A 25,669-nucleotide genomic window follows, 5' to 3' on the forward strand; every position below is an offset into this window, starting at 1 on the left:
TTGTAAGAATGCGGTTTACGGATATTTTTATTAAAAGACCTGTACTGTCTACAGTGATTAGTTTGATGCTTTTAGCAATGGGCTTACGCTCTATTAATTCTTTGCCCATAATGCAGTATCCATTTACTCAAAATGCCATAGTGACCGTTACTACAGTTTATACCGGGGCTGATCCCGATGTTATTGCCGGTTTTATTACTACACCCTTAGAAAATTCCATAGCACAGGCTAATGGTATTGATTACATGACATCAGTTAGTTCTCCAAGTACCAGCACGATTACAGTAAATCTTCTACTGAATTATGATCCCTTAAAAGCATTGTCAGATATCACTACCAAAGTGAATGCAGTTCTGAATCAGCTACCTAAAAATTCTCAACAACCAGTAATTACTGTGTCGGTGGGGCAAACGATTGAGTCAATGTATATAGGATTTTACAGCGATGAATTGCCAATCAATAAAATTACCGATTATTTGATTCGTGTAGTACAGCCTAAATTACAGGCGGTTAATGGCGTACAAAAAGCAGAGATCCTCGGGAATCAAACTTTTGCTTTACGCGCCTGGCTGGATCCGGTGAAGCTGGCTGGATATGGTATTTCTGCAGCAGAAATCGGAGCTGCTCTTGCAAATAATGATTTTATTTCCGCAGTAGGTCGTACGGATGGACAGATGTTTATTCAAAACCTGACTGCAAGTACCGATCTTACTGATGTGAATCAATTCAAGAAGATGGTCATTAAAGCCCAAAATGGAGCAATTATTCGTTTGGAGGATGTCGCTACGGTGAGTTTAGGGGCCCAAAATTATAATTCTTCAGTCAGTTTTGATGGGCGAACAGCAGTTTATATTGGTATTGTTGTGGCACCTTCCGCTAACCTTTTGACAGTAATTGATGATATTAAAAAAATATTTCCAACCATTCAGGAACAATTGCCTCAAGGATTGCAAAGCAAGATCGTATATGATGCCAGTTTATTTGTTAATTCTTCCATTCATGAAGTTATTCTTTCTTTATTAGAAGCATTTTTTATTGTAACCGCGGTTATTTTTATCTTTCTTGGCTCGCTTCGATCCGTTGTTATTCCAATAGTTGCTATTCCCTTATCTCTGATTGGTGCATTTTGGATTATGCTCATCCTGGGGTACTCAATTAACCTGCTCACTTTATTAGCGTTAGTGCTTGCAATAGGCTTGGTAGTTGATGATGCGATTATTGTTGTAGAAAACGTACAACGTCATATTGAAGAAGGAAAGACTCGATTTAAAGCGGCTTTATTGGGAGCACGGGAATTAGCAAATCCAATTATTGCAATTACAGTGGTTTTAATTGCTGTTTATTTGCCGGTGGGATTTATGGGCGGTTTGACTGGTGCTTTGTTCACAGAGTTTGCCTTTTCACTTGCAGGCGCAGTCACTGTTTCTGCTGTAATTGCATTAACTTTATCTCCGATGATGTGCTCTAAATTCCTTAAATTAGGTGATGGGGGGGCTAAAGGACGATTTATGACTTATGTTGATAATTCGTTTGCAAAACTAGAGAAATTTTATGAACGAATTTTATCTAAAACATTAAATCATCTACCGGTAGTTATTGTCTTTGCTGCGATTATTCTTTGTAGTAATTACTTTCTGTTTATTACAACAGATTCTGAGTTGGCACCACAAGAGGATTTAGGTGTCATTATTGCTCAAGTTACCGCTCCAGCTAACTCATCCTTAGCTCAAACTAAACTTTATGCAAATGAGGTGAATGAAATTTTTAAAAAATTTCCTGAAACGGATCACATCTTTCAAGTCGATGGAGTTCAAGGGTTAAATACTTCTATTATTGGTATGGTTTTAAAACCATGGGATCAACGCCAGCGAACCTCGAATCAATTGCAACCGTTAGTGCAAAATGAACTTGATAAAATTGCAGGCGCTAAAGTAGCTGCGTTTCAGTTACCTTCTTTACCAGGAGGAGGGAGTGGTCTTCCTATTCAATTTGTTATTAATACGACGGAAACTTTTGACAAATTAAACGATGTGTTACAGCGTATTTTAGATAAAGCGTATGCTTCGGGTATTTTTGCTTATATTGATCCGGATCTCAAAATCGATCAAATTCAGACAAAGATTAATTTAGATCGCGATAAAATCTCCGAGTTTGGTTTGACCATGCAGGATATTGGTAATTTGTTTGGCTCAGCACTTAGTGAGGGATATATTAACTATTTTAATTACGCAGGTCGTTCTTATCAGGTTATTCCCCAAGTGATGAGAGACACTCGTCTAAATGCGGATCAGATATTAAATTATTATATAAAAACTGCTTCTGGAGACTCAATCCCTCTTTCCACCGTTGCGAGTCTGCAACGACAAATTGTTCCTGAATCTTTAAATCACTTTCAACAGCTTAACTCAGCAACAATTTCTGCCGTTGCTTTTCCTGGCGTATCAATGGGGAAGGCGTTGGATACTTTTGCCACTATTGCCAAGGAAGTTTTACCTCAAGGGTATTACATAGATTACGCGTCGCAATCACGACAATTTATTCAAGAAGGTTCTAGTCTGATCACTACTTTTTTCTTCGCGCTCATTATTATCTTTTTATCATTAGCTGCCTTGTTTGAAAGTTTCCGTGATCCGCTTATTGTATTGATTAGTGTGCCCATGTCGATTTGTGGCGCGATGATTTTTGTTAGTTTAGGTATTGGTGAAGCAAATCTTAATATCTATAGCGAAGTAGGTTTGGTTACCTTAATTGGTCTTATCAGCAAGCATGGTATTTTGATTGTACAATTTGCCAATGACTTACAAGCCAATGGACAAAAAAAGTTAGATGCAATTAAAGCGGCTGCTGCAATTCGATTGCGCCCTATTTTAATGACTACCGCGGCTATGGTTTTAGGAGTTATCCCTTTAATTTTTGCTACGGGCGCCGGTGCTGCGAGTCGCTATAACATTGGTTTAGTGATTGCAATGGGTATTTCAATTGGTACTTTATTTACTCTTTTTGTTGTTCCTTCAATGTATCTTTGGTTAGCAGAAGATCATACAAAAAAAGCTGAAGCGGAACATTTGAGTGATGAAGAGTCTTTAGGATGATAATTATTAATTAGAATAATAATTCGCGATAAGATTAGGAAAAGCTAACTGGGATAGCAGGTGCTGCATATTTTTTTGCTTCGACCTCTTTGGGTGTTTGGGGCGGGGCAAATAGGCCAAAACGTTTTGTTAATTCTCCGATTTCAGGAGGCTTTTTTACAGCTTCATTAAGCTGGTCAAGAAGCTTCTTTCGGGTAGGGGTATATAAATTTAATGCTTCCAACAGTGAGAAAAAACACATTTTTAAGTACGTAAAACTAAAGGTATTAACTTGCTTATGTGTCAGGATGATTCTTGTGAAGTTAGGATCTTTAACTACGTGAGCTCTTATTTGTCGCAAACGCTCATGAACTTCTAATGTTGTATCAGTAGCAATCTCATTTAACTTATTAATGCACTTTGATTTTACATATAAAGTTTCTTTACTTTCAAATAAAGAACTTTGTTTATGTATCGCAATTCTGGAGTTTTTGAAATAAATTTTAAATTGAGCCAAAGCCACAAATACTTCATCAAGATGATGGTAGTCCACATAGTACTTTTTCTCAAATTTACTGATTTCTTTTTGCAGCAATTTATTGATGCTTAGATCAATATCTTCAGCTGTTTCTGACTTAGCAACTATTTCAGTTTTAAGTTTAAGCAAATAAGCCTTAAGTTGGGCTCTATATTCTGAATCAGTATATTGTAAGCTTAAATTGTCATTGCACATCTTTTCGAGATGTTTGCCAAACGACTCAGTAGCGAATTGTTTAATAAAAGTCAGTTTCTCTTGTTTCTGAATTGGAACTAAATCCTGAAGATAACTCAATTTCTCTTTTAAGGTATCTAAACGCATTTGATATGTTGCTTTTAGACCAAGATAATAATGATGACTTGCAGTGATTAACGCCTCGATTTCGGTAAAATGTGGGTCGTATGCTTTGAGTCCAAAATTACATAGTTCATCAAATTGATGGTCCTCAGGATACTGGCTTGGCGGAATTTCAACTTTCTTATCCCGCTTGAGTTTAGTCAGTTTGGGAAGTGCTTTTTTATAAGCCGCATTTAACTCAACTTTGGCTTTTTCCAAATCCTCTTTTGATAGGTTTGGCGCAGTGAGAGCAAAGGCTTCAAATGGAGTAGTAACTACACGATACCAATGATAAAGATTTTCAATATCTTGATATTCTTTGTCTATTTTTTTAAGAAATTTTCCTACATTACGGATCCTTTTTTTAGTTATGCTAGTTCTTTGTTTCAGTGGTTCTTCATCACAAACTAACTTGATGCATTTTTTAGATTTTAAATCGAGTGGGTGTAACAATCCCTTAAAGAATTCATCAGTAATTTGCCGTAATGGGCCTGAAAGTGCTCCTGGAGCGAGTCCTAATTTGTTTTCCCAGAGATCTGCCTCAAAAAGCATTGGGGTGAATACGGTAGATCGCATCTTCTCTAGATTATCAATTATTCCATCGTGAGAAGTAGTCGTAAATTCATTTAGTTTGGTGGTGAGTTCCTGGTATAGGTAAATCATGCGTGGGGTTTGCAGGAACAATTTAAAATATGAATTAGAATTATTAATCAGATCTTCTATAAATAAGGTTGCTTTTTTGGCTCGCAGATGTAATTGGTTAAGTTCCTTAGTAGTTAGGAAATTAGTATTTTTTAATGCCCTAATATGTTTGGGGCTAATATAAAAAGCATTCAGAACATACCAAAGTGCATTGTATTGCACTTTGGTTGTGCCGTATGGAACTTGTTCAGGACTTACCTGATATGCATCGGAGTGTTCTTGGAACGTTGCATAAAGCTCTTGGGCCTTATCAAGTAAATTACGGGCTATTAATCCTAAATGTGGATCAGCAGCCAAGCGCTTGGATGACTTAATGATTTCATTAAGATGTCCATAAGCATTTAATAAATAATAAACATAACGACTTTTAGCACTCTTGTTATTTAATTTTTCTAACTCAAGAGCAATCCCTTCTAAATGAAATAAACTGTTAAATATGTCTTTTAAAGCGCAAACTTGTCTGCTTTGAGCTAATCTCTTGTTATTATCCTCCATTTCCGGGAATGGTGGTGAGGATTGCGGATTTACAGTTTCCTTAGCTTGGTTCAATATCCCTTCGGGTGATATATCAACCACTCTGGGCAATGATTGCTGTAAACCTTGGGGTGTTAATGCAGTTTGCATTGCATTGTTAAGTAGTTGAGTTACCCCAAACAAGGATTGTCTAAACTCATGAATGCATTTGGAATAGTTATTATGTTGGATAACATAGTGCTCTCTGCCCGTTTGGGGCTCTGGTTTTAGTGTAGTTAACCTATTTTCTTGGGTAAATTTTTTCTGCGCTAAGTTATAAAAACGCTCCGTTCTCCGATTCCATTCCTGAGTAATGTCTGCAAAGAACTCTTGGAAGTGTATATCGAGATCCAGAAACATTCGCATGGATGGTGCATTCTTTATAGAGATTTTATTGTTCGATAAGATAGCCACGAGATATTTATCAAGCTTTAAAGCTTCCTTTTTCATCTCAGGGGGTACGGCACAGATAAAGAAGGGTTGGAAAATGCTATATAAATTACGACATTGATCTTTTACTTTGGGATCAATGCGATTTAGAAGTAACATATTTCCTTTAATTTGAGGCTTTGTACGGATTTCTTTTCTGAGTAATGCGATAAATTGAATATAAGCATTTTGAACTACCAGAAATTTGGTATGCTTATTTCGATACCACTGGTAGACTTCAAGTGCTTGGTCTGCATTTAATTCTTCGCGATTTTGCAGTAAATTATCCCCATTAACTGTTTTAAATCGCAGTCTTTTCTCTTCCTCTCGTTTGCTTCTCAGAGCACTTGACTCATTTTCATCCAGAAACCTGACTTTTGCAAAATCATAATACATTTGACTTTTATCTTGCCATTTGGCAAGAAAATCCTGGACGTGTTCATCCAGTTTTAAAAACAAAGACGAAGGTGGTGCTTCTAAGATTTCTACTGGTTTATTTGCAAGTAATGCAGCTAAATATTCTTCGAAATTTTGTGCTGAGTCTCGAAGTTTCGGTGGGATTGCAAACTTGAAAAAAGGCTGAAAGATTGGATATAACTCTCGACATTCCTCTTTGGCTTGTTCATCAAGACTCGTTAATAATAAGTTATTCCCATAGAGTTGCGGTTTTCTTTCGATCTGCTTTTTTATTATCTGAGCAAAGCGAGTGTACGCCATCAGGATTTTTTTAAAGTCACTTTTATTGCACCATTCGAAATTAATATGATCGATGAAGGTGTGAATATTTTTATCCAGTCCAAGAAAAAGTTCTGTAGATGGAATATTTTTGACTGTTTTTTGCGCAAATAAAGCCGATAAATAGGATTCAAAATGTTTCGCCGATTTTTTAAGTTCAGAGGTTATGATTGAACTTAAATAAGGTTGGAGTACTTTCCTTTTTTCTGCGTCGTTAAATTCAGGTAAGATGATTGAGGTTATGTAAGGTTGAAATATCTTAAATAACTGTTGGCACTCTTTTTTTAGTTTAGTGTCAAGTAAGCTTAGATCCAAATTCTGTTCATAACGTTCGGGTTTTGCTTTTATTTGTTCATTTATTATCTGTGAAAAGCGCAAATAAGCATTTTGGATTCGTTGAAACTGTGCTTTTGTTAACCTTGATTTTTTATCTTTACCTTGTTCGACTTGTAGCGGGATCGTTTCATCAAGAGTGTAGACATTTGTTTTTTCACTATATGGGAATAAAGCTAAATTTGCTTTTTTATGTACCGAATCAATTAAATCTTTATTTAAATTAATGTGAAAAAGTTGGCTGTTTTCATCTTTAGTAATTAAATCAGTGAGCTCTTTTTCTTTTTTTATAATTAGGTCTGCAGAAGGTTGTCTCATAAAGCGTTGCAGAGATTTTCCTATAAAAGTGTACCAGTCTTGTTTTTTTTCCTTTTCTTCAGGTTGTACTAAATTAGAGATAATTATTTGATTTAAATCGATGTCCAGTTGAGTCATGTAAGGTTTAAGCAGCTTATAGTGATTTATAAGTTCTTGTTTCACATCGAGAGGGAGCTTGGATAAATGAACGGTTTTATGTTTTTTTAATAGTTCAAAAAATGCCGTGCACGCGGCCTGCGCTTTTTGAATTTTATACAATGCTTTATTGGCCTTATCTATCCTTTTATAGACCATTTCCAGCCTTAATTCGATAAATCGATGATCTTCGATTTCGAGTAACTCTTCTCCTTTGGTTTTAAAATCAATTACTTTTTTAGGTAGATAAAGGAGTTGGTCATACAAGACTTTGACTTTTTCCATCAAAGGAACAGACAAAGTTCCAGGCTTAAGCATGGCATTGTCTTCAATTTTATCAACCAAACTAAATAGGCCGGGCAATACGTCGTATTTGAGTTGGGCTAATTTATCACGGAGCACGTCTTGAGATGATTCACTAAGTTCGCCTATTTGTTCTAACGAGCTCATGGATAAAGTGATAACATTGCGAATTATATGAATGTAATTTAAAAATTTAAGTGAAACAAAAACACTGTTTCCTTTTAAATTTTCGATCTCATTTAATAAGTTTAGTGCTGCATTTTGTAACTCGTCTAGTTTTTCTTTATTAAGTTTTTCTTCTGATTCTTTAATTTCAGAGGAAAATTGTTTTATGTAGTTAGTTAATTTGTCAATATAGCTCGGCAGGACAGCACTGAATTGGGCAAGGAAGTTATAATCTACATCGCTGCTGATCGGGCGCATTTGATCTACGGTAATTCCTGCCACGGTTCCCGCTTTATAAGCTAAAGGCAATGGGTCGAATGATTTTACAATCGATTCGTTTTCTTTAGCATATTTTTCTGCAAAAACTTGTATTTGATTGAATAAGGGCAGAATAAGAGAGAGTTCCTCCTGAAACATATCTTTTAGGTCAATATCTAAATGAGTGAGTAAGTAACTTGCCTCATAAGCCAGATTTATTGTTTTATTGTAGAGTAATTTCAGATCCCAAAAACTTCGTTTTAAGTCTCTGACATCAATATTTTCCAAATCTAAAAAAGTCAGGCGCGCATAATAAAGTGCATTAATTAGCTTTTTAATTTGAGAAATATTATCAGGGTCAAGAGAATAATTAGCAAAAGGAGCCCAATTCGTATGGCCCTTCCTCGATGTTGCTGACAGTACTCGCGCCCTAAGAGCATCCAGTGTAAAGGGTGGGGTATGATTTCTTTTCGACGTAATATTAAGAATTTCAGGCATAAAAGGCTCTAGATCTTTAGGTGAAAAATCTGAGCGTAAGTTAATTTTAAATTCTTCGCGTTTAATTACAGCGGTTACTAATTTGCCGGAGGGGTCTATAACAGTATATTCAAGACCTGTTTCGACCATACGGACATAAAAAAAACCTGCTTGGGGTTTTACTACATCGATCCTTGGGGCAATGGTGTATTTAAAAGGCGATGGTGCATCAATCTCATCCAAAACAGCATTTTCAATCGTTTTTTTGTCTGGGGTGATTACTGAGTAGGCTACTTTGCCATTTTGTTCACTTATGTATAACTTTCCAGGCTGTAATTCTTTTGTTTCATCGGACATAAAACAAAGTTCGTAGCGGGGAAAATAAGGGACTATTCGAGGACTAACATGCTTGCTATAGAGAATTTCGAAAATTTTAGTGTCAATTTGTTCCAGTATTTTAGATATCTGGTTTTGCTTGAATGACTCTAATAATTTTACATATTCTTCAAATATCATTACAGATAGCCTAATGAATTCATAAGTCGTTGACTGTCAATAGATTAACCGGCATTAATAATACCACAGTTTGGCAATATTTTCGTCTGTTCTTGAATATAAATCAATGATTACTTTTGTCATCATTCATAAAGGAGCCAATTAAATTAGGCGCGAATTTTTACTGACAACTCTAAAACAAACTCTGCAACTGATTCTTTAAGGTCAGGATAATCGGTATAGGCTTTAATCTGGATGGGTTGGGTTACTCGTGTTCCTGTTTTTTTAGATTCTTCCAACATTGCTGCGACTTTTGTTCCTTCACGACAAACAAAATAAACATCCGCTTCAGGGCGATGTAAAAATTGTGCTTGAAATGATTTAAACACGAGAGAAACATTGAGTTGTTTTTGTGCTGCATGATAAAAACCATGTAACCCCCCTGCTAAGTCTGCCCCAACACACAGCGCACCAAAATACATGGAGTTTAAATGATTACGACTGCGTCGATTTAAAGGCAAGCAAATAATAATTTCACTGTCAGTAAGTTGGATCAGCCGGGGCTTTAGGTAGCCTATCATGCGAACTTTAAAATGGCTAAATTTCCAAAGAAAAAATCTAAAACGAGTCAAGAGATTCATGAATTTTCCTTTTTAATCATATCTATGCTCTGAATGAGTAAACGCCCACTTCCACTGGGTTGAGGATTTGCTTCGATAACTATTAGTGAAAATGCAATCGTAAGATTTAATTCAGGAATAGAAAAAACTTCATTAATGCGCCAAAAATGGACGCCAAGAGCAAAACCTTTTTCAGCGACATAAGGCTCTGCAATAACTTTAGGATGCAGTGTAAGATGGTTTTCTCGGATAACATCGAGATAATTGCCTAAGAAATTGGTTAGGGCGTCCCAGGCATTCGCAGTATAATTTTTACGTAATTCTGCATCATCACTTGCTTGATAGTTGTAATCTACGGATAAGGTATTCAATAAAATTTGTTTTGCCCATTGACAGATTTCCGCATCATTTTGCGCATAAAGAGTAAATGGCGATATGACCAGCACGAGCCATAACAGGATCCTTGGCAAAAGAGCGTTCATGTTAAAAATCCTTTTTAATGTTTTAAAATGAAGAACTTAATTTTTTTATTTTAGTATAATCTGTAAATGATAAATGTGTACTGAAAAATTGCGTTTTGTGGTGCAAAACAGATGTGAAAAAAAAGTAATTATTGGAATTTGATTCCCAAAAAGAATTACTTATTTACTCTATACGCTCCATTTTTTTGACGTATAATTGTATACTTTGTAGGCGAAAAATATAAACCCCAAACTTAGTTTTTAAACCAAATTATCGAATTATATGCATACTATCACCATACGCGGTGCAAGAACCCATAACCTTAAAAATCTCGACTTGGATTTACCACGTGATAAATTAATTGTAATTACGGGTTTATCTGGTTCAGGGAAGTCCTCTTTAGCCTTTGATACATTATATGCGGAGGGACAACGTCGCTATGTTGAATCTTTATCTGCTTATGCACGCCAGTTTTTGGCAATGATGGAAAAGCCTGATGTTGATTCGATAGAGGGTTTATCACCAGCAATTTCTATAGAGCAGAAAGCCACTTCCCATAATCCTCGTTCCACAGTAGGGACCATTACCGAAATTTATGATTATTTACGATTGCTCTATGCCCGGGTGGGGGAGCCGCGTTGCCCTACACATCATGTCAGCTTGCATGCGCAAACAATCAGCCAAATGGTGGATCAGGTTTTGGCTTTACCTACTGACAGTAAAGTAATGATTTTGGCTCCGGTCGTGCGTGAGCGTAAAGGAGAGCAGGTTCAGCTTTTACAGCAGTTGCAAGCCCAAGGTTATGTACGTGCTCGTATCGATGGCGAGTTGTATGAATTGGATTCTCCTCCCAAACTGGGTTTGCGTACGAAACACACGATCGAAGTCGTTGTGGATCGGTTTAAAGTGAGATCCGATATCGCCCAGCGCTTAAGCGAGTCATTCGAAAATGCTTTAAATTTAGCAGAAGGGCTCGCCATAGTCGCATCCATGGATAATCAATTTGATGATCTTGTCTTTTCTTCAAAATTTGCATGCCCTGAATGCGGATACAGCCTCAGTGAGTTAGAACCTAGACTTTTTTCGTTTAATAATCCAGTAGGTGCTTGTCCTTCTTGTGATGGATTGGGCGTTGATCAGTTTTTTGATCCGGAGCGGGTTGTACATGATCAAACTGCCAGTTTGGCTGAAGGTGCTATACGAGGATGGGATAAAAAAACTACTTATTATTTCTCAATGCTTGAGTCGCTTGCCGGGCATTATGGTTTTGATGTCAATACTGCATTTTGTGATTTGTCCGAGGAGATTCGACAGATTATATTATACGGGAGTGGGCGTGAGGTTATAGACTTTCATTATCATCGCCCTAATGGCGGATATACAGTAAAGCGACATGTATTTGAAGGAATTATTCCTAATATGCAACGACGTTATCGTGAGTCTGACTCAGGAATGATACGAGAGGAGCTTGCGAAGTATTTATCTTCCCGCCCATGCCAGAGCTGTCATGGTGCGCGATTACGTGAAGAAGCTCGGCATGTATTTATCGATGATAAAAATTTGCCTGAAATTACAGCCTATTCGATCGAAAAAGCTTATGTTTTTTTTAAAAATCTGCGGATGACGGGATATAAAGGTGAAATTGCGGCAAAAATTAATAAAGAAATTGTTGAGCGATTAGGATTCCTGGTCAATGTGGGTTTGGATTATCTTTCATTAGCCCGCAGTGCTGAAACTTTATCAGGCGGAGAAGCACAACGTATTCGTTTAGCCAGTCAAATTGGTTCTGGATTGGTTGGCGTTATGTATATTTTGGATGAGCCTTCTATTGGCTTGCACCAAAGAGATAATGACCGGCTATTAAAGACTTTAATGCACTTACGAAATCTGGGAAATACGGTTATTGTGGTGGAACATGATGAGGATGCAATTCGCAGCGCTGATTTTGTCCTGGATATAGGTCCTGGGGCTGGGGTACATGGTGGTGAAATTGTTGCAAGTGGTACACCGCAAGAAATTATGCAATCTCCAACGTCCTTAACGGGTCAATATTTATCTGGAAAGCAATCCATTGCAATTCCTAATACACGTTTACCCGTTAACTCCGAAAAAATGATTCATCTAAAAGGAGTGAATTGTAATAACTTGGTTGATGTTGATGTCAGTATTCCCTTAGGGTTGCTTACTTGTATTACCGGAGTATCAGGTTCGGGAAAATCGAGTTTGATTAATGATACTCTATATCCGAATGCTGCCAATCTATTAAATAGAGCAAGTTTATATACTCCCGGTTCAGCCAAAGAGATTGTCGGTTTGAATTTATGCGATAAAGTAATTGATATTGATCAGAGCCCGATTGGCAGGACTCCTCGTTCTAATCCAGCTACGTACACAGGTATTTTTACTCATATTCGAGAATTATTTGCAGCAACTCCTGAGTCTCGGTCAAGAGGTTATCAGCCTGGGCGTTTTAGCTTTAACGTGCGCGGTGGGCGTTGTGAAGCGTGTCAGGGGGATGGTCTGATTAAAGTTGAAATGCACTTTTTACCTGATATTTATGTATCATGCGATGTGTGCAAAGGAAAACGTTATAATCGAGAAACCCTGGATATTCAATATAAAGGCAAAAATATTCATGAAGTTTTAGAAATGACTGTTGAAGACGCTGGTCAGTTTTTTGCAGCGATTCCTGTTTTAGCCAGAAAATGTCAAACGTTGATGGATGTTGGTTTGTCTTATATTAAATTGGGGCAAAGTGCGACTACTCTCTCAGGAGGAGAAGCTCAGAGAATTAAGTTATCTCGAGAGTTGTCAAAACGGGGTACAGGAAGCACTCTATATATTCTTGATGAACCGACTACAGGATTACATTTTCACGATACCAAACAGTTATTAGCTGTATTATTCCGTTTACGGGAGCAAGGGAATACGGTTGTGATTATTGAACATAATCTGGATGTGATTAAGACCGCAGATTGGATTATTGATCTGGGACCTGAAGGAGGAAGCAAAGGAGGTCGTATTGTGGCTACAGGAACACCAGAGCAAGTTGCTGCATGTGAACATTCTTATACGGGACAATTTTTGAAGCCTATTTTAAATGTGTCATGATTTCTACAACTTGAATTCATGAATTAACAATTTCGTGTTTATTTAAGTAGTGATAGATATAAAAGCTGGCGGGTAAGAGGAATGCCCAGGTAACTCCTACAAAAAAATAAAATGGATAACTTTTTTCGATCACTACGATATTGCATGTTTCGCCAATTTTATAAGCAAAAGGCATCAAAAAAAGGATGAGCAGGAACCAAATGAGATAGTAGCGGGTCAATTTTTCATTAAGAATAATAAGATTCAATCCGAAACTTAACCAAATACAAATCATCCATGGGGCTGTAAAATAAGAGCTGAAGGGATTTGCTTTAAAAGAAATATAATTTTGATGCAGCCAAATTGTATCAGTGATTGAGCCAATGACCCCAATAAGAAGTGCAAAATATAGAGCATTTAAATAAGGCAAACGATTAATTGATTGCCAGGCGATTTGCACGGCAATGAGCAGGAAACCAATTATTGTTCCAAGCAATACTTCATTTTGGGCTGCAAAATAGAAACAAGCTATCCAACACAGATAATAGGCTAAAAAATGGATGCACCACCCAATTTGACTTTTATTCATTAACTTGTACTCTTACGGTTAGCAAAAAATCCTCAGTCATTCCACTATTTTTTTTGTTATTTTCGATCTATAACTAAATTGTAGAAAATTTTACATAGGATGAAAAATGAGTACTTTTCTTATTGCCCTTATTATTATTGTAGTACTTTTATTTTTATGGGCTATTAGTGTTTATAACACGTTAATTCATTTAATTGAGGCTATTAATAACGACAAAAAACAAATAGATATCCAACTGGATCGTCGTTTTAAGGTTTTTGAATCGCTCATTGAGGCAGTAAAAAAATATATGGATTACGAGAAAACTACATTAAAGGATGTAGTCGCCTTGCGTAATCAAGCGCAAACAGCTAAAGCTGCAGGAGATGAAGCAGGTCGCATGGCTGCAGAAAACCAAATTTCTCAGATTGCATCTGGGTTGAATGTGGTATTTGAAAATTACCCCGATTTGAAAGCAAGTCAAAATGTCATGCAATTGCAGGAAGAAATTGTTAACACTGAAAATAAATTGGCCTACTCCAAGCAGGCTTATAACGATGGTATAGAGCGTTATAATGCGAAAAAGAAATCATTCTTTGAATCTATGGTAGTGTCTTTGTTTTCTTCAGCATTAGATAAAGACTTTGTATATTGGGGACTTCCTGAAGAGCAGATTCAAGCTAAAGAAGACTATACCGTAAAATTTTGAGTTTAGAATATGGGCCTTGAAGACTATCATGGTAGTGTAGGGAATTGGCGCGAACAAATACAGCTGAATCAGCGTAAGACATATGGAGTTATCGCTTTTTTTGTTGCCATTTTTTTTGCTGTGGGCTTCGTTGCTGATTTATTTGTTTTACAATCGACCTATCCACAGGTTACCTTGCAGCAATGCTTTCTTGCGTTGATTCATCTGCGCGTTGTTCCCTATGCCACTATAATTATGGTTGCTATTGCCATAGTGTCATTATTAATAACGTATGCATTTTATGATCGCATTATGTTATTAGGTACAGACTATCATGAAATTACCCCGCAAACCGCCCGAGATTTGCGGGAACAACAATTGTATAATGTAGTTGAAGAAATGAAAGTTGCTGCTGGTTTACAGTATATGCCTAGAGTTTTTATTATCGAAGCAGATTATATGAATGCGTTTGCGAGTGGGTATAGTGAAAAATCAGCAATGGTTGCAATTACTCGCGGTTTAATGGAAAAACTGGACAGGGCAGAACTGCAAGCAGTGATGGCTCATGAATTAAGTCACATTCGTCACTATGATATTAAATTAACGCTAACAGTGGCGATTTTGAGTAATATTCTTTTGATTGTAGTGGATATTCTATTTTATTCCGCAGTATTTAAGCGTGATGGTAAACGAGAAGATAATCGTTTGTTAATGGTGATTGTAATTCTTCGTTACGTTTTGCCCTTACTGACAATTTTGTTAACCTTATTCTTAAGCCGAACACGTGAATATATGGCTGATGCTGGCTGTGTGCAGTTAATGCGCGATAATGAACCCTTAGCTCGGGCATTGCTCAAGATTAATGACGATCATCAACAACATGCCGAGCATTATTCAGAGGAATATGGTAACACTCCTCATGAACAGGTGAGGCAGGCATCATACCTTTTCGATCCATCCGATATTGATCCGGTAAAATCTTTAAGTAATGCGTTTGCAACACATCCTTCAATTGACCAACGTTTACAGGCCTTGGGATTTACACGTAAATAAATGGGATTACGCCTCGCTACATCTAGGCTACACGCTTAAGTTGACACCATTAAGCGAGTGGTCAATGACATGCAACTTAAGAAAATAGATTCGAGAGCGCTTGTAATAGGTTCTTGCACTTTTTATTTACTCATATGAATGATGATTATTCGCGAAACCCCACGCCTTTTTTTAATAAAAACATATTGAGAAGAGTCAGTAACACTAACATCATACAAATAATTCCCATCGCTAAAGAGATATTGACCTCACTTTGGCCAATCATTGCTTGTCTCAGTGCGTTAACCATATACAAAATGGGATTTAGCCAAGATACCTTCTGCCAAAATTCTGGTAGCATGGTTATGCTGTAAAATACACCACCTAAGTAGGTAAGTGGCGTGAGTATGAATGTGGGTATAATCATAATATCATCAAAATTCCGCGCAACCATGGCATTAGTGAACCCTGCCAATGAAAAAACAGCAGATACCAGCAATACCACGAGTAACGTCATTGGCAAGTGACTTAATTCAATGGTCAAGAAAAAACTGGCAATGATATAAACCAAGACAGCAACAATTAATCCTCTAAATACGCCGCCCAAGACATAGCCAAGCAACAAGAGGCTGTTATGCATTGGGCTAACAAGCATTTCTTCGATACTTTTTTGAAAGCGGACACTGTAAAGAGAAGAAGATACATTACCGTAGGAGTTAACAATAACGGACATCATAATCAATCCAGGAGCAATGAACATCGGATAGCTGACTCCTTGAATGGAGCCGATACGCGGCCCGATTAAACTCCCGAAAATAAGGAAGTAAAGCGTGGTCGTAATCACTGGAGGTAAAAATACTTGGCTTGCAATGCGAAACATACGAACCAACTCGCGCCTTACTAAAGTATATAATGCAATAACTTGTTGTTTAATGGCCATTTTTTATAAGATCCAAAAAGAGTTCTTCCAAGCGATTGGTTTTATTTCGCATACTATGAATTTTTATTCCATGTTTGGTGAACAGGGCAAAGGCATCATTTAAATTCAAATTGTTGTCTACACGGAGTTCTATTGTAGTGCTATCAACCAGTGTGGGCTTAAATGGAAATAAATCGGGTAAAGTATCGATGCGGTTTTCTGTATTGAAGATAAATGTTTGATGACGTAGTGTTTGCAGTAAAGCCTTCATCGATGTATTTTTTATAATTTCCCCTTTATCTATGATGGCAATGTTTTTACATAATTGTTCTGCTTCTTCCAGGTAGTGGGTTGTGAGAATAATCGTTGTGCCTTCTGCATTGGTTCTGGTGAGAAACTCCCACATACTGTGTCGGATTTCTATGTCCACACCAGCCGTAGGCTCATCGAGAATCAGTACTTTAGGTTGATGCACTAAAGCCCTGGCAATCATAAGTCGACGTTTCATTCCGCCGGACAAGTGTCGCGCTATAGAGTTTTTTTTCTCCCAAAGACCTAGCTGTTGCAAGAGACTTTCAACTCGGGGTTGTGCCTTCTTTCGCGAAATTCCATAATATCCCGCTTGATTTAGAAGGATTTGTTCACAATTTTCAAAAATATTAAGATTAATTTCTTGGGGCACAAGACCCAAACAGGATTTGGCTTTTTCAGGTTCTTTTTCCAAATCGTAACCATGAATGCTGATGCTACCCGATGTTTTATTGAGTAATGAAGTTATTAGACCAATAGTTGTGGACTTCCCCGCACCGTTGGCACCTAATAAAGCAAAAAAATCACCCGTATTAATGGTCAAATCAATGCCTTTTACTGCTTGTACACCATTAGCATAGGTTTTAAATAATTGTTTAATGTCTAAGGCATGCATAGAAGATTAAATGAAAATAAAAATATCATTATACACAATAATCATATTGTTTTACGAGCAAGGTTAAGCGTTCTGAATTACTAAGTAATCCGCTTGTTAATTTCGTTTTTATAAATCGGAGAACGCGCCTTTGTTCAATACAAAGTGAGCATGGGTTTTCATCCAACCAGTAATACTGTATCGAGGTTGATGAGTAACACATACTTCATGAGGCAATTCGCTATTAAAACATATGAAGCGATTTCCTAAGGGCAGTACATTCTCAATTAATTGATCTTCTGTATTGTATATTTTTAGCTCGCCTCCAAATTCAGAGTTCCAATGCTCGTTTAAATAATACACACATGAGATTTTCCGTGTTCTTTGCGCTGCGAACTGATCCACATGTTTTTTATAATAAGTACCTGGTTGATATGCAGCAAAATGGGTTTCAAATTCATGTAAACCTAAAAAGAGCGACTGATTCAATATTTGAGCCAATTGTTTAATTCGCCCTAAAAAGATTTGTATTGCTGGATTTGTTTCATTTCCTTCCAGCCAGAAAATTTCATCAGTACGAATTAAATCATTCTTATGGGATTCTAGTTTAAGACCAATTTTAGCACCACGAAACAATCCTTCTTCATACAGCCCTTGTGCTGTCTCGCGCAATAATTGGCATTGGGTTTGCTCAAGAAAGCCATCAATAATACAGAATCCCTGGTTACAGAGGTTAGGGATTAGTTGTGCGGAATCAATCAAAGTACACGTCCTTCAAGGTGATATTCATATTCGCGCCATTGTGGCATAAATTGACTCATTAACCCATAAAATCGTTTATTATGACTTGGTTCTAACAGATGAACTAACTCATGCACAAGGACATACTCCAGACAAATCGACGGTTTTTTAATAAGATTAAGATTTAACCAAATACGTGCCGCTCTGGTGTTACATGAACCCCAACGTGTTTTCATTTTTCTGATTCCCCATTCAGCTACTCTAACTCCAACAATAGCTTCCCAGCGATGAATAAGCTCAGGCAATAGCATTTGCATTTGCTGTTTATACCAGCGCTCAATAATGGTTTGAATTTGGGTGGGTGAGCTGTTAGGCTGGGTATAACAGTACATCAGTTCCTTGTTGAGCTTAATTTGTGCTGGTCCGTGATGTTCTTCGATGATTAATAAATATTTGTTCCCTCTGAATGCTATAGTTGATCCTGTTGCAAATGTACATTCCTCGACAACAGCACGATTACGAATTCGCTCCCTTTGCTTATGAATCCATGCACTTTTAGACTCAAGACTTTGTCTTATAAGTTGTTCGCTGAATCTCAGAGGTGCACTCACCTTGACTAAGCCATCAGGTGGATAAATACGTAAGTGCATGTTCTTAATTTTTTTTCTTAATATTTCTATGGGAATACCATCGAGTTCAATGATCATCTCATTAACATCATGTAGTCTGGGTGCAGCGCAGCGGAACCCTGAACGTTAAGCTTCAGAAAACCCTGAGCTTTGCTGCGCTTGTCCCAGGGTATGATGATACAAAGTATACAAGGAATGAATCAGAGCTATTGTACTATCTCTGTGCGCCGATACAAGGGCTGTCTATGTATTCGCCATTAATATTTAAAACCATATTAACGTTAGCACGTTGGTAACGGGCAAGAATGTCATATTCTTGTTTGGTGATGTAGCCATAGGAGTTACCACAATATACGAGTGAGGTTGCTCCTGGTTTGGGTTTAACTTTCACCGGCAAGTCACATTCCCAGCGAAATTGGGTTAAATCGCAATTTGCGAAAGCGAAACTAAAGGGTAAGAGAGATACAGCAATAGCTACATACCATTTCCTTTTCATAGTGTGCACCATTTGCATGTTTATGTTTTTTAAGTATAGGATAATATTCTAAAAAAGCAGTCAAGGATCGCCATGCTCTCATCCAGTTCTGAATACATTAAAGCCTTGCGTGAAGGAAAATATCTACTTTTTTTGCAGTGGACTGATTTTATTACCCAAAAATATAAATTGTTAGATGCTGATGACACAGTAAATTTTTTGATTTTTGAATGGTTAAATAATGGTTATTCAGAAGAAGACGCCCTGAAATTAGCTGTCTTACAAGCGGTATATGATTTGGAATCCAAGCCTTTACAAGGAAAATTAGATTATTCGCTTAAATCAATTGCCATTGCTTTATTCATCTGCATGGTCTTTCAGAAACTTGAAGGGGATGTAACCGAACTCTCAAATCATGACACTGCACGGGATGCAGTACATCAGTTTATTGAAAAAAATCTTGTCAAGTTGAATCCTTTTACTTATCAGGAACGGTTAGAAGGGATGCAAACACGGTTTTATCAGTGGGTGGAGGAGATTGATAAAAAAGAATTAACCGATGCATTTCAAAAAATTCACGCGATTACGCAACCAAGATATCTTCTTGAAGACTATATTTTGCATTTAGAACGTTTAAAAATAAAAGATGATGAACTTTATGCTACGCGATTAAGTTTGGCAAAACGTTTTCTCGGCTATTTATATGAACAAACTGAACTAACACACGAAGTAGCGGAGATAATTGCTACCTACGTTAATTCACTCCGTGAATTGCATCCTGGTAAAGGAGAAATAGAGCAGTTGGACAGAATCTCTCCTCCTTCAACCCTGGAACATACTTGGAGAAAAATAACCACGATAGGGATTAGCTTTTTTAATATCGTCTCAGGTGAGAAGACGCTTGGTGAATTAATTTCCGGGGAAGCTATAATCTTTAACTCGATTGATTCACCTGATTCCAATCTAAAAATGTAGCATCTCATCTGATAAAAAATTCTTATGAAACTTGAGTTGACTGTACGCAAAGCCTTGATTGCAAAAAATACAAAACGAACTAAATGAAGTTCGGTTTGTGTTTCAATAAATTGTGATCTCTTGTTGTTCATTCAATGTTTTTGTTGAGATTGTTATTCTTATAATGTACAACTGCGCCCCATCAGGGGCATTAATCATCCTCTAAAAATATTAACTAATTTACAGGTGTCGATATGTATAGATTCACTCGAGAAGATAAAGTAGATATGGAGAATAAAGTTCAACTATAGGGATATTTAAACAATGTTGCAGCCGATGTGAAACAAGTTATTATTACCATTGGATCCGGACCTAATCCAAGTGATTCCTATGCCCAAAATATCGTCTTTGATTCAGAAAGCAAACACTTAATTATAAATATTGATATATGTTATCCAGGTGATTTTCCTTGCGGACTTCTTAAAGTGTCTGTTGATCCAACAAAATTCAATTTTAAGAACGAAATGGACAAAGTATTAGAAAATAAAAATGGCGTTGAAGAAATAACAAACGTATCCTCAACTGAAAAAAAATTTAGAATCAATCAGATAACGTAAAACGAACACTATCGTTTGGATTATGGATAAAAAAATTATTGCTGCAGGTACTTTACTGCAGGTTGTCCTTGCTTGCAGAGTTTTGGCGATTATTATCTCTATTTTTATTGGAAATGTATTTAATGCGAGCTTCGAACTATAACCACTAGAAGGGCGAGCAAGTGGTTTTACTTTATTTTTAACCTAAGTCATTCTTTACTTGGTGGCACAGCACCACTGATTACCTTGCTTTTGAGTTATGTTTTCACAAATTTTGCACTGGTTATTTTGGGGAGGTTGAAGTCATTTTCTGTTAATATTGATTTAGTATTGATCATGTGTCATATAGCAATTGTAAATCAACTCCATAATGAGGACCATCATGCAAGAGAAATATGAAGATCAATTACCCGAGATACCCGCAGAGATTGTAGAGCATATAATGACATTTTTAGGCCCAAGAGATTTAGCAAATTTAGAGTTAGTCTGTAAAGATTGGCAGGACCTTGCTTCGAGTGATCTTGTTTGGAAGAAAGCCGTAGGCCAAACAAAAGAAGAATTTTCAAATCCCGACTTATACACGATTTTAACCCTCCCTAATATTTCTGGATTTAGTTATAGGCTGGTAGCAAAGGGTTATGCGCTTGTTGAAGAAGAGCTGCAACGGTTATTTCAAAAGACAGACAACGTAAAAAAAATATATTTTCCTGAAGGTGTTGGAGATGATACAACATCTTCAAATACCAATCCTGGCGATTGGGAGTATAAATACAAGAATAGGGTTTTTAAAAGTGAGGAAGACCTAAATAGTGTTTTTGCACAGGCACGTAAGGATAGTCACGAATATACGTCTTATTCCCGGGTTGATTTTTTTGCCCGCTATAAAGAAGTGAATGATGAAATACATATATATGCATTAAAACATATCACTGACCATGCGAAATGGACAATATTTCAGAAACCGTTTATTTTTAATCGAATCCTTGTCAATAATTTTCCTTCCGTGAAGCCTGCATCGACTAATACCGAAGATAAAACAGCTAAACCTGCCCCAAAAACAGCGGATAGTCCATCACACAGCACTCCTGTTTCGAATGCAACAAGCAATCATATGAATCAACAAGAAATGGAAGGAAAATCCCAACCCTTACCGACCGCCGCGGCATATCAGCCACACTTCTTTCAACCAACGCCAACACCTGCTCCTGCAAGTACGAAAGTAGTCAATCGCGCACCAGTTTGTTTGCCAAACGGTAGCGGCTCATGCACAATCTCTTAATGTGAATTTCTTTCTGCCTACTTCTTCGAGATCCATCTCGGATGTAGGCTTCGTTGAGCCCGCAAACAAGTCTTGAGAAGGGTTATGTGATGCTCAATCTATTGAGTCACATTATTTCCTATTGTGTCCTTTCGGTTTTTGGCCAACAAATTTTGCATTTTCGATTTATTTGATCGTGTTGGATTTATTGTCTCTTCCTACTCTACGGTTAATGTATGATAAACGCTACTAAGTAAGTCATTTGATACAACCTGCGGCACAGTAGGCTCAGATTATTTTTTTCCATGTTTATGTTCTTGTTTATAATGATTAAATACTGGAGAATATTCCCAATATTACTGTCATTGGAGGGATAACCATGTCAGAGTCTCATCAACGATTTCTTGAAGCAGCTATAGAAGAAGCACGCCGAAGTCTCGCTCAGGGAGGAATACCCATTGGTGCGGTACTTGTTTATCAAGACAGGATCATTGGGCGCGGACATAATCAACGGGTTCAAAAAGGAAGCAGCATATTACATGCTGAAATCGATGCATTAGAGAATGCGGGTAGACAGCAAGCTAAAGTTTATGAGCAATCCATTTTATACACCACTCTTTCACCTTGCGCGATGTGTAGCGGAGCTATCCTTCTTTATAAAATTCCTCATGTTGTGATTGGAGAAAATCAAACCTTTATGGGCGAAGAATCATTATTAACATCACGTGGTGTAAAACTTGAGGTGTTACAAAATAAAGAATGTATCACCATGATGCGACACTTCATTGCTCAAGAGAGAACTCTATGGAATGAAGACATAGGCGAATAATTTACCTCCTATAAAGATGCCGCGTGTTGCTTGCGAGTTGAGTCGCATGCTGCGACTCTAAATTTTCCAATGCCAATGCACATCTGCAATAACAATCATTAAAACTGCATATATTTTGACTATTAGGCGTAGTATGCGCTCAATGTGAGCTGTTGTGGTATAATTCGTTTCATTATAAGTACCAATTTAGTCAGTAAAATCAGCAACAGTGTAACGATTGTTTTCAATCCTGATGAATCATTTAGGAACTATGCAATGAAAAAAAAGAGTTTTAGTTTTTTGATTATTTTTGCAATGAGCTTATCTTCCTTTTCTTTTAGTCAAAATACAAACAATTCTATTATTCCTGGTTGGCCAAACTATCTGGCTATGGGAACTATAACGAATGGAGCCCCGCAAGAGCCGACTAATATTCGTATTGATGCTGTATTTACATACAATGGCGCAGGCGGAGATGGAGATCCTGGAAAAATAGAAACTCCTTATAAAATTTGGAATATGATTAACATGGCTAAGAATATAAAAACGAATACTGGCCATGATGTTAATCCTGTTTTAGTTGAATACGGTTGGCAACTAAGTGGCGGTTGGAATCCGGATAGCGTTACTAATTTAGATGATCTAACAAAACATTTTTTTAACTTAATGTTTTTGTCTAAAACATTAGAAGATAATGCTTATATCAATACTGGAACATATGGCACTATTTTATTAAATCCAGATATGTTGGGTTATTTAGGGAATACAAATCGTGTGGAAGCAGTTAAATCGTTATACATCCCGGTAGGTCAGGCTGTTTCTAACGCTTATTGCATGGTGAGTAAAAAACTTAATTTTAGTCCTGCTAATACACCCACTTGCACTTATGGATGGGACAATAAACCTGTGCTAATTAAAGGTACTCCTACTGATTTACTTCTTTGGCTCAAATCTAAAACTGATAACTATACTGCTGGACAAGCGTTTGCTAATTGTGTCAATGATTATGTGATGCCCCTCTGTAGTGCAGCCAATCCGGATCAGAATATCCCTGTGTTTTCAGATAACTTTAATGGATGGTTACACGCGCAAAACTGGATGGTTAAATATTTTGGACCTCATGTTGCTCTTGGTGTTCATGAAAATATTTCTGCAGTTCCAGAAGGGGGATGGTGGATTCATCGAGGGTCAACTGCTGTAAAGACTTATGTGGACAAGGTTCTTTCTGATTTAAAGAGTTTTGAATTATTCAGTAGCAAATACAAACCGGATTTTATTTATTTTGATCGTTATGGTGCCGATGATTACAGTAGCAAATTTCCAAATTTACTCATAAATCAGGCAACCTTTTATAATGATGCCGCCTGGCAAAATTTCCTGACGATGACGCAACAAATTAGCGAAGGTTTGGGAAAGCAAGCAGGAAAAGGCTATATACCTACTATGTTATGGCAAATACCTGCTGCTCATCTCCCTACCCAGGATGAACCTCTTCTAGAGGCTCAAGAAGAGGGTTCTGCACCTGTATATTTTTTCGGTGATTCAAAGTTACAACGTGATTTAAGCAATATTGCCTCTTGGATTAATCTAGACATTGCCAATTTACCTAAAGGGTATGGTTTATGTGCTGGCAAAAATGCGACCCAGTGTTTGACCTTAAACAATTTTAATTGGGCTCATAATAATGCCGAGCAATTAAAAAAGGCAGTTGATGCACACATATTTGCAATTCTGTGGGGAGCAGGAGCTTTTGCAACAGGGGTTTGGGAAGTACCAGGAACAACCTTTCCCGATAATGGATGGATGGCAAAAAAACTGTCGATTTACTATAAGAAACCTACAACCTTTGTAAAGAATTAACGGTATTAACATGGGATATGGAAATTTAGTTAAGATATGGTAATTTTTTATTCATTTTGATCTGTATTTGGTGCTAGACAATGAGGGTCTGCTACACTTATAAAACATTATGGCAAATGTCTGATGCAGGCTAGACGGGGAGTTTATGCTGTAGCACTGAGCAAGGTATTTTTTCATTTGATGTAAAAGCACGTTCATTTTATAAAATGAACTATCATGCTTAAGTTTAATGGAAAATATCAACGTCTCATGCCTATTTCATATTTCTTGTAGATAACGAATTTTCATTTGCAGAGGTAATAAAATGAAATTCAAATCGTTAATGTTCTCCATACATGGATGGTTTGATGCGAGTCTTAAAGAGAACAATCTAAAGCAAGGTACGATACATTGGGCCCGAGCATTTATTTTTGTACTTCTCCATCTGTGTTGTTTGGCTGTGTTCTGGGTAGGATGGAGCTTTACCGCTATTTTTACGGCCATGCTCCTTTATTTTTTTAGAATGTTTGCAATAACGGGCTTTTACCATCGTTATTTCTCACACAAGACATTTAAAACCAATCGGTTTTGGCAATTTATTTTCGCTGTAATCGGTAATGCAGCTGTACAACGAGGACCGCTTTGGTGGGCAAGCCATCATCGTCATCATCATCGCTATACAGAGCAATCACAAGATCCTCATTCTCCGGTACAACATGGTTTATTATGGAGTCATGTTGGATGGATTTTTTATTCGGAAAATTTTAAAACAGACTATAAAGCGATACAGGATTTTGCAAAATATCCGGAATTATGCTGGTTGAATCGTTATGATAACGTGGTACCCATTTGTTTACTTTTCATCCTTTATTTTACAGGTAGTTTTCTAGCAAATTATTATCCTCAGCTACATACTAATGGTATGCAGTTAGTTGTTTGGGGCTTTATTTCAACAATTGCTCTCTTCCATGCTACGTTTACTATCAATTCACTTTGTCATGTATGGGGTACAAAACCCTTTGAGACAGGAGATGAAAGCCGCAATAATTTTCTTTTAGCGTTAATTACCTTGGGTGAAGGCTGGCATAATAATCATCACTATTATCCACGATCAGCTAGCCAGGGATTTCGCTGGTGGCAAATAGATATCACTTATTATTTATTATGTTTTTTAGAAAAAATTAAGATTGTTTATGATCTTAATAAAGTTCCACTTGAATTAAGGACTGGCACTGAAGTAATAAAATCTTTGGACGAAAATGTGTAATGCCGGATGAT

At 37.1% G+C, this 25,669-nt stretch carries 19 protein-coding genes; 10 read left to right on the forward strand and 9 right to left on the reverse strand.

The window, feature by feature from the left end:
• Positions 1-8: 8 nt before the first annotated feature.
• The gene (locus tag DGG96_RS04035) at positions 9-3,092 is read left to right on the forward strand and encodes an efflux RND transporter permease subunit (RefSeq protein ID WP_110141681.1); all 3,084 of its coding nucleotides are present in this window, start codon (positions 9-11) and stop codon (positions 3,090-3,092) included.
• 34 nt (positions 3,093-3,126) lie between these two features.
• Here DGG96_RS04035 and DGG96_RS04040 read toward each other — a convergent pair whose 3' ends face one another.
• The 3 genes from DGG96_RS04040 to DGG96_RS04050 all read right to left on the reverse strand — a co-directional run bounded on the left by DGG96_RS04040 (position 3,127) and on the right by DGG96_RS04050 (position 9,910).
• Entirely contained in the window at positions 3,127-8,829 is a 5,703-nt protein-coding gene (locus DGG96_RS04040) for an SdhA (protein ID WP_110141682.1), read from the reverse strand.
• A 146-nt stretch (positions 8,830-8,975) separates the two neighbouring features.
• Positions 8,976-9,449 carry a hotdog family protein gene (locus DGG96_RS04045; protein WP_110141683.1) on the reverse strand — a complete coding sequence of 158 codons (474 nt, stop codon included), beginning with the start codon at positions 9,447-9,449 and terminating at the stop codon, positions 8,976-8,978.
• On the reverse strand, positions 9,446-9,910 hold the full coding sequence (locus DGG96_RS04050) for a hypothetical protein (RefSeq protein ID WP_110141684.1): 465 nt from the start codon (positions 9,908-9,910) through the stop codon (positions 9,446-9,448). The genes DGG96_RS04045 and DGG96_RS04050 overlap by 4 nt, the downstream gene beginning before the upstream one ends.
• Positions 9,911-10,172: 262 nt before the next feature.
• Here DGG96_RS04050 and uvrA point away from each other — a divergent pair, with 262 nt between their 5' ends.
• The gene (uvrA, locus tag DGG96_RS04055) at positions 10,173-13,001 is read left to right on the forward strand and encodes an excinuclease ABC subunit UvrA (protein ID WP_110141685.1); all 2,829 of its coding nucleotides are present in this window, start codon (positions 10,173-10,175) and stop codon (positions 12,999-13,001) included.
• A gap of 16 nt (positions 13,002-13,017) precedes the next feature.
• Here the strand turns inward: uvrA and DGG96_RS04060 are convergent, their stop codons facing one another.
• Positions 13,018-13,569, reverse strand: coding sequence for a DUF2878 family protein (locus DGG96_RS04060; RefSeq protein ID WP_110141686.1), 552 nt, complete (start codon positions 13,567-13,569; stop codon positions 13,018-13,020).
• A gap of 106 nt (positions 13,570-13,675) precedes the next feature.
• Here DGG96_RS04060 and DGG96_RS04065 point away from each other — a divergent pair, with 106 nt between their 5' ends.
• The gene (locus tag DGG96_RS04065; protein WP_110141687.1) at positions 13,676-14,257 is read left to right on the forward strand and encodes a LemA family protein; all 582 of its coding nucleotides are present in this window, start codon (positions 13,676-13,678) and stop codon (positions 14,255-14,257) included.
• Between the two features lie 9 nt (positions 14,258-14,266).
• Complete coding sequence (htpX, locus tag DGG96_RS04070) at positions 14,267-15,289, forward strand: zinc metalloprotease HtpX (protein ID WP_110141688.1); 1,023 nt, start codon at positions 14,267-14,269, stop codon at positions 15,287-15,289.
• A gap of 145 nt (positions 15,290-15,434) precedes the next feature.
• Here the strand turns inward: htpX and DGG96_RS04075 are convergent, their stop codons facing one another.
• The 5 genes from DGG96_RS04075 to DGG96_RS04095 form a co-directional block, all read right to left on the reverse strand.
• The gene (locus tag DGG96_RS04075; protein ID WP_110141689.1) at positions 15,435-16,208 is read right to left on the reverse strand and encodes an ABC transporter permease; all 774 of its coding nucleotides are present in this window, start codon (positions 16,206-16,208) and stop codon (positions 15,435-15,437) included.
• Positions 16,198-17,112 carry an ABC transporter ATP-binding protein gene (locus DGG96_RS04080; protein WP_110141690.1) on the reverse strand — a complete coding sequence of 305 codons (915 nt, stop codon included), beginning with the start codon at positions 17,110-17,112 and terminating at the stop codon, positions 16,198-16,200. Before DGG96_RS04080 ends, DGG96_RS04075 begins: the two co-directional genes overlap by 11 nt.
• A 108-nt stretch (positions 17,113-17,220) precedes the next feature.
• Entirely contained in the window at positions 17,221-17,853 is a 633-nt protein-coding gene (locus tag DGG96_RS04085; protein WP_110141691.1) for a 2OG-Fe(II) oxygenase, read from the reverse strand.
• Positions 17,850-18,539, reverse strand: a complete 690-nt coding sequence (locus DGG96_RS04090; protein WP_110141692.1) for a M48 family metallopeptidase — start codon at positions 18,537-18,539, stop codon at positions 17,850-17,852. The genes DGG96_RS04085 and DGG96_RS04090 overlap by 4 nt, the downstream gene beginning before the upstream one ends.
• 136 nt (positions 18,540-18,675) lie before the next feature.
• Positions 18,676-18,957, reverse strand: coding sequence for a hypothetical protein (locus DGG96_RS04095; RefSeq protein WP_110141693.1), 282 nt, complete (start codon positions 18,955-18,957; stop codon positions 18,676-18,678).
• Between the two features lie 72 nt (positions 18,958-19,029).
• Here DGG96_RS04095 and DGG96_RS04100 point away from each other — a divergent pair, with 72 nt between their 5' ends.
• The 6 genes from DGG96_RS04100 (at position 19,030) to DGG96_RS04130 (ending at position 25,658) form a co-directional block, all read left to right on the forward strand.
• Positions 19,030-19,911 (forward strand): helical bundle domain-containing protein, encoded by an 882-nt coding sequence (locus tag DGG96_RS04100; protein WP_110141694.1) that lies wholly within the window; start codon positions 19,030-19,032, stop codon positions 19,909-19,911.
• Between the two features lie 317 nt (positions 19,912-20,228).
• A complete protein-coding gene (locus tag DGG96_RS04105) occupies positions 20,229-20,507 on the forward strand; it encodes a hypothetical protein (protein WP_110141695.1) in 279 nt (92 codons plus the stop codon).
• Between the two features lie 361 nt (positions 20,508-20,868).
• A complete protein-coding gene (locus DGG96_RS04115; protein WP_158618864.1) occupies positions 20,869-21,765 on the forward strand; it encodes an F-box protein in 897 nt (298 codons plus the stop codon).
• 358 nt (positions 21,766-22,123) lie between these two features.
• On the forward strand, positions 22,124-22,573 hold the full coding sequence (locus DGG96_RS04120; protein WP_110141697.1) for a nucleoside deaminase: 450 nt from the start codon (positions 22,124-22,126) through the stop codon (positions 22,571-22,573).
• A 255-nt stretch (positions 22,574-22,828) separates the two neighbouring features.
• Complete coding sequence (locus DGG96_RS21020; RefSeq protein ID WP_199739209.1) at positions 22,829-24,412, forward strand: hypothetical protein; 1,584 nt, start codon at positions 22,829-22,831, stop codon at positions 24,410-24,412.
• Positions 24,413-24,716: 304 nt separating this feature from the next.
• Complete coding sequence (locus DGG96_RS04130; protein WP_110141698.1) at positions 24,717-25,658, forward strand: acyl-CoA desaturase; 942 nt, start codon at positions 24,717-24,719, stop codon at positions 25,656-25,658.
• The last annotated feature ends 11 nt before the right edge of the window (positions 25,659-25,669 follow it).

The sequence above is a fragment of the Legionella qingyii genome, assembly GCF_003184185.1.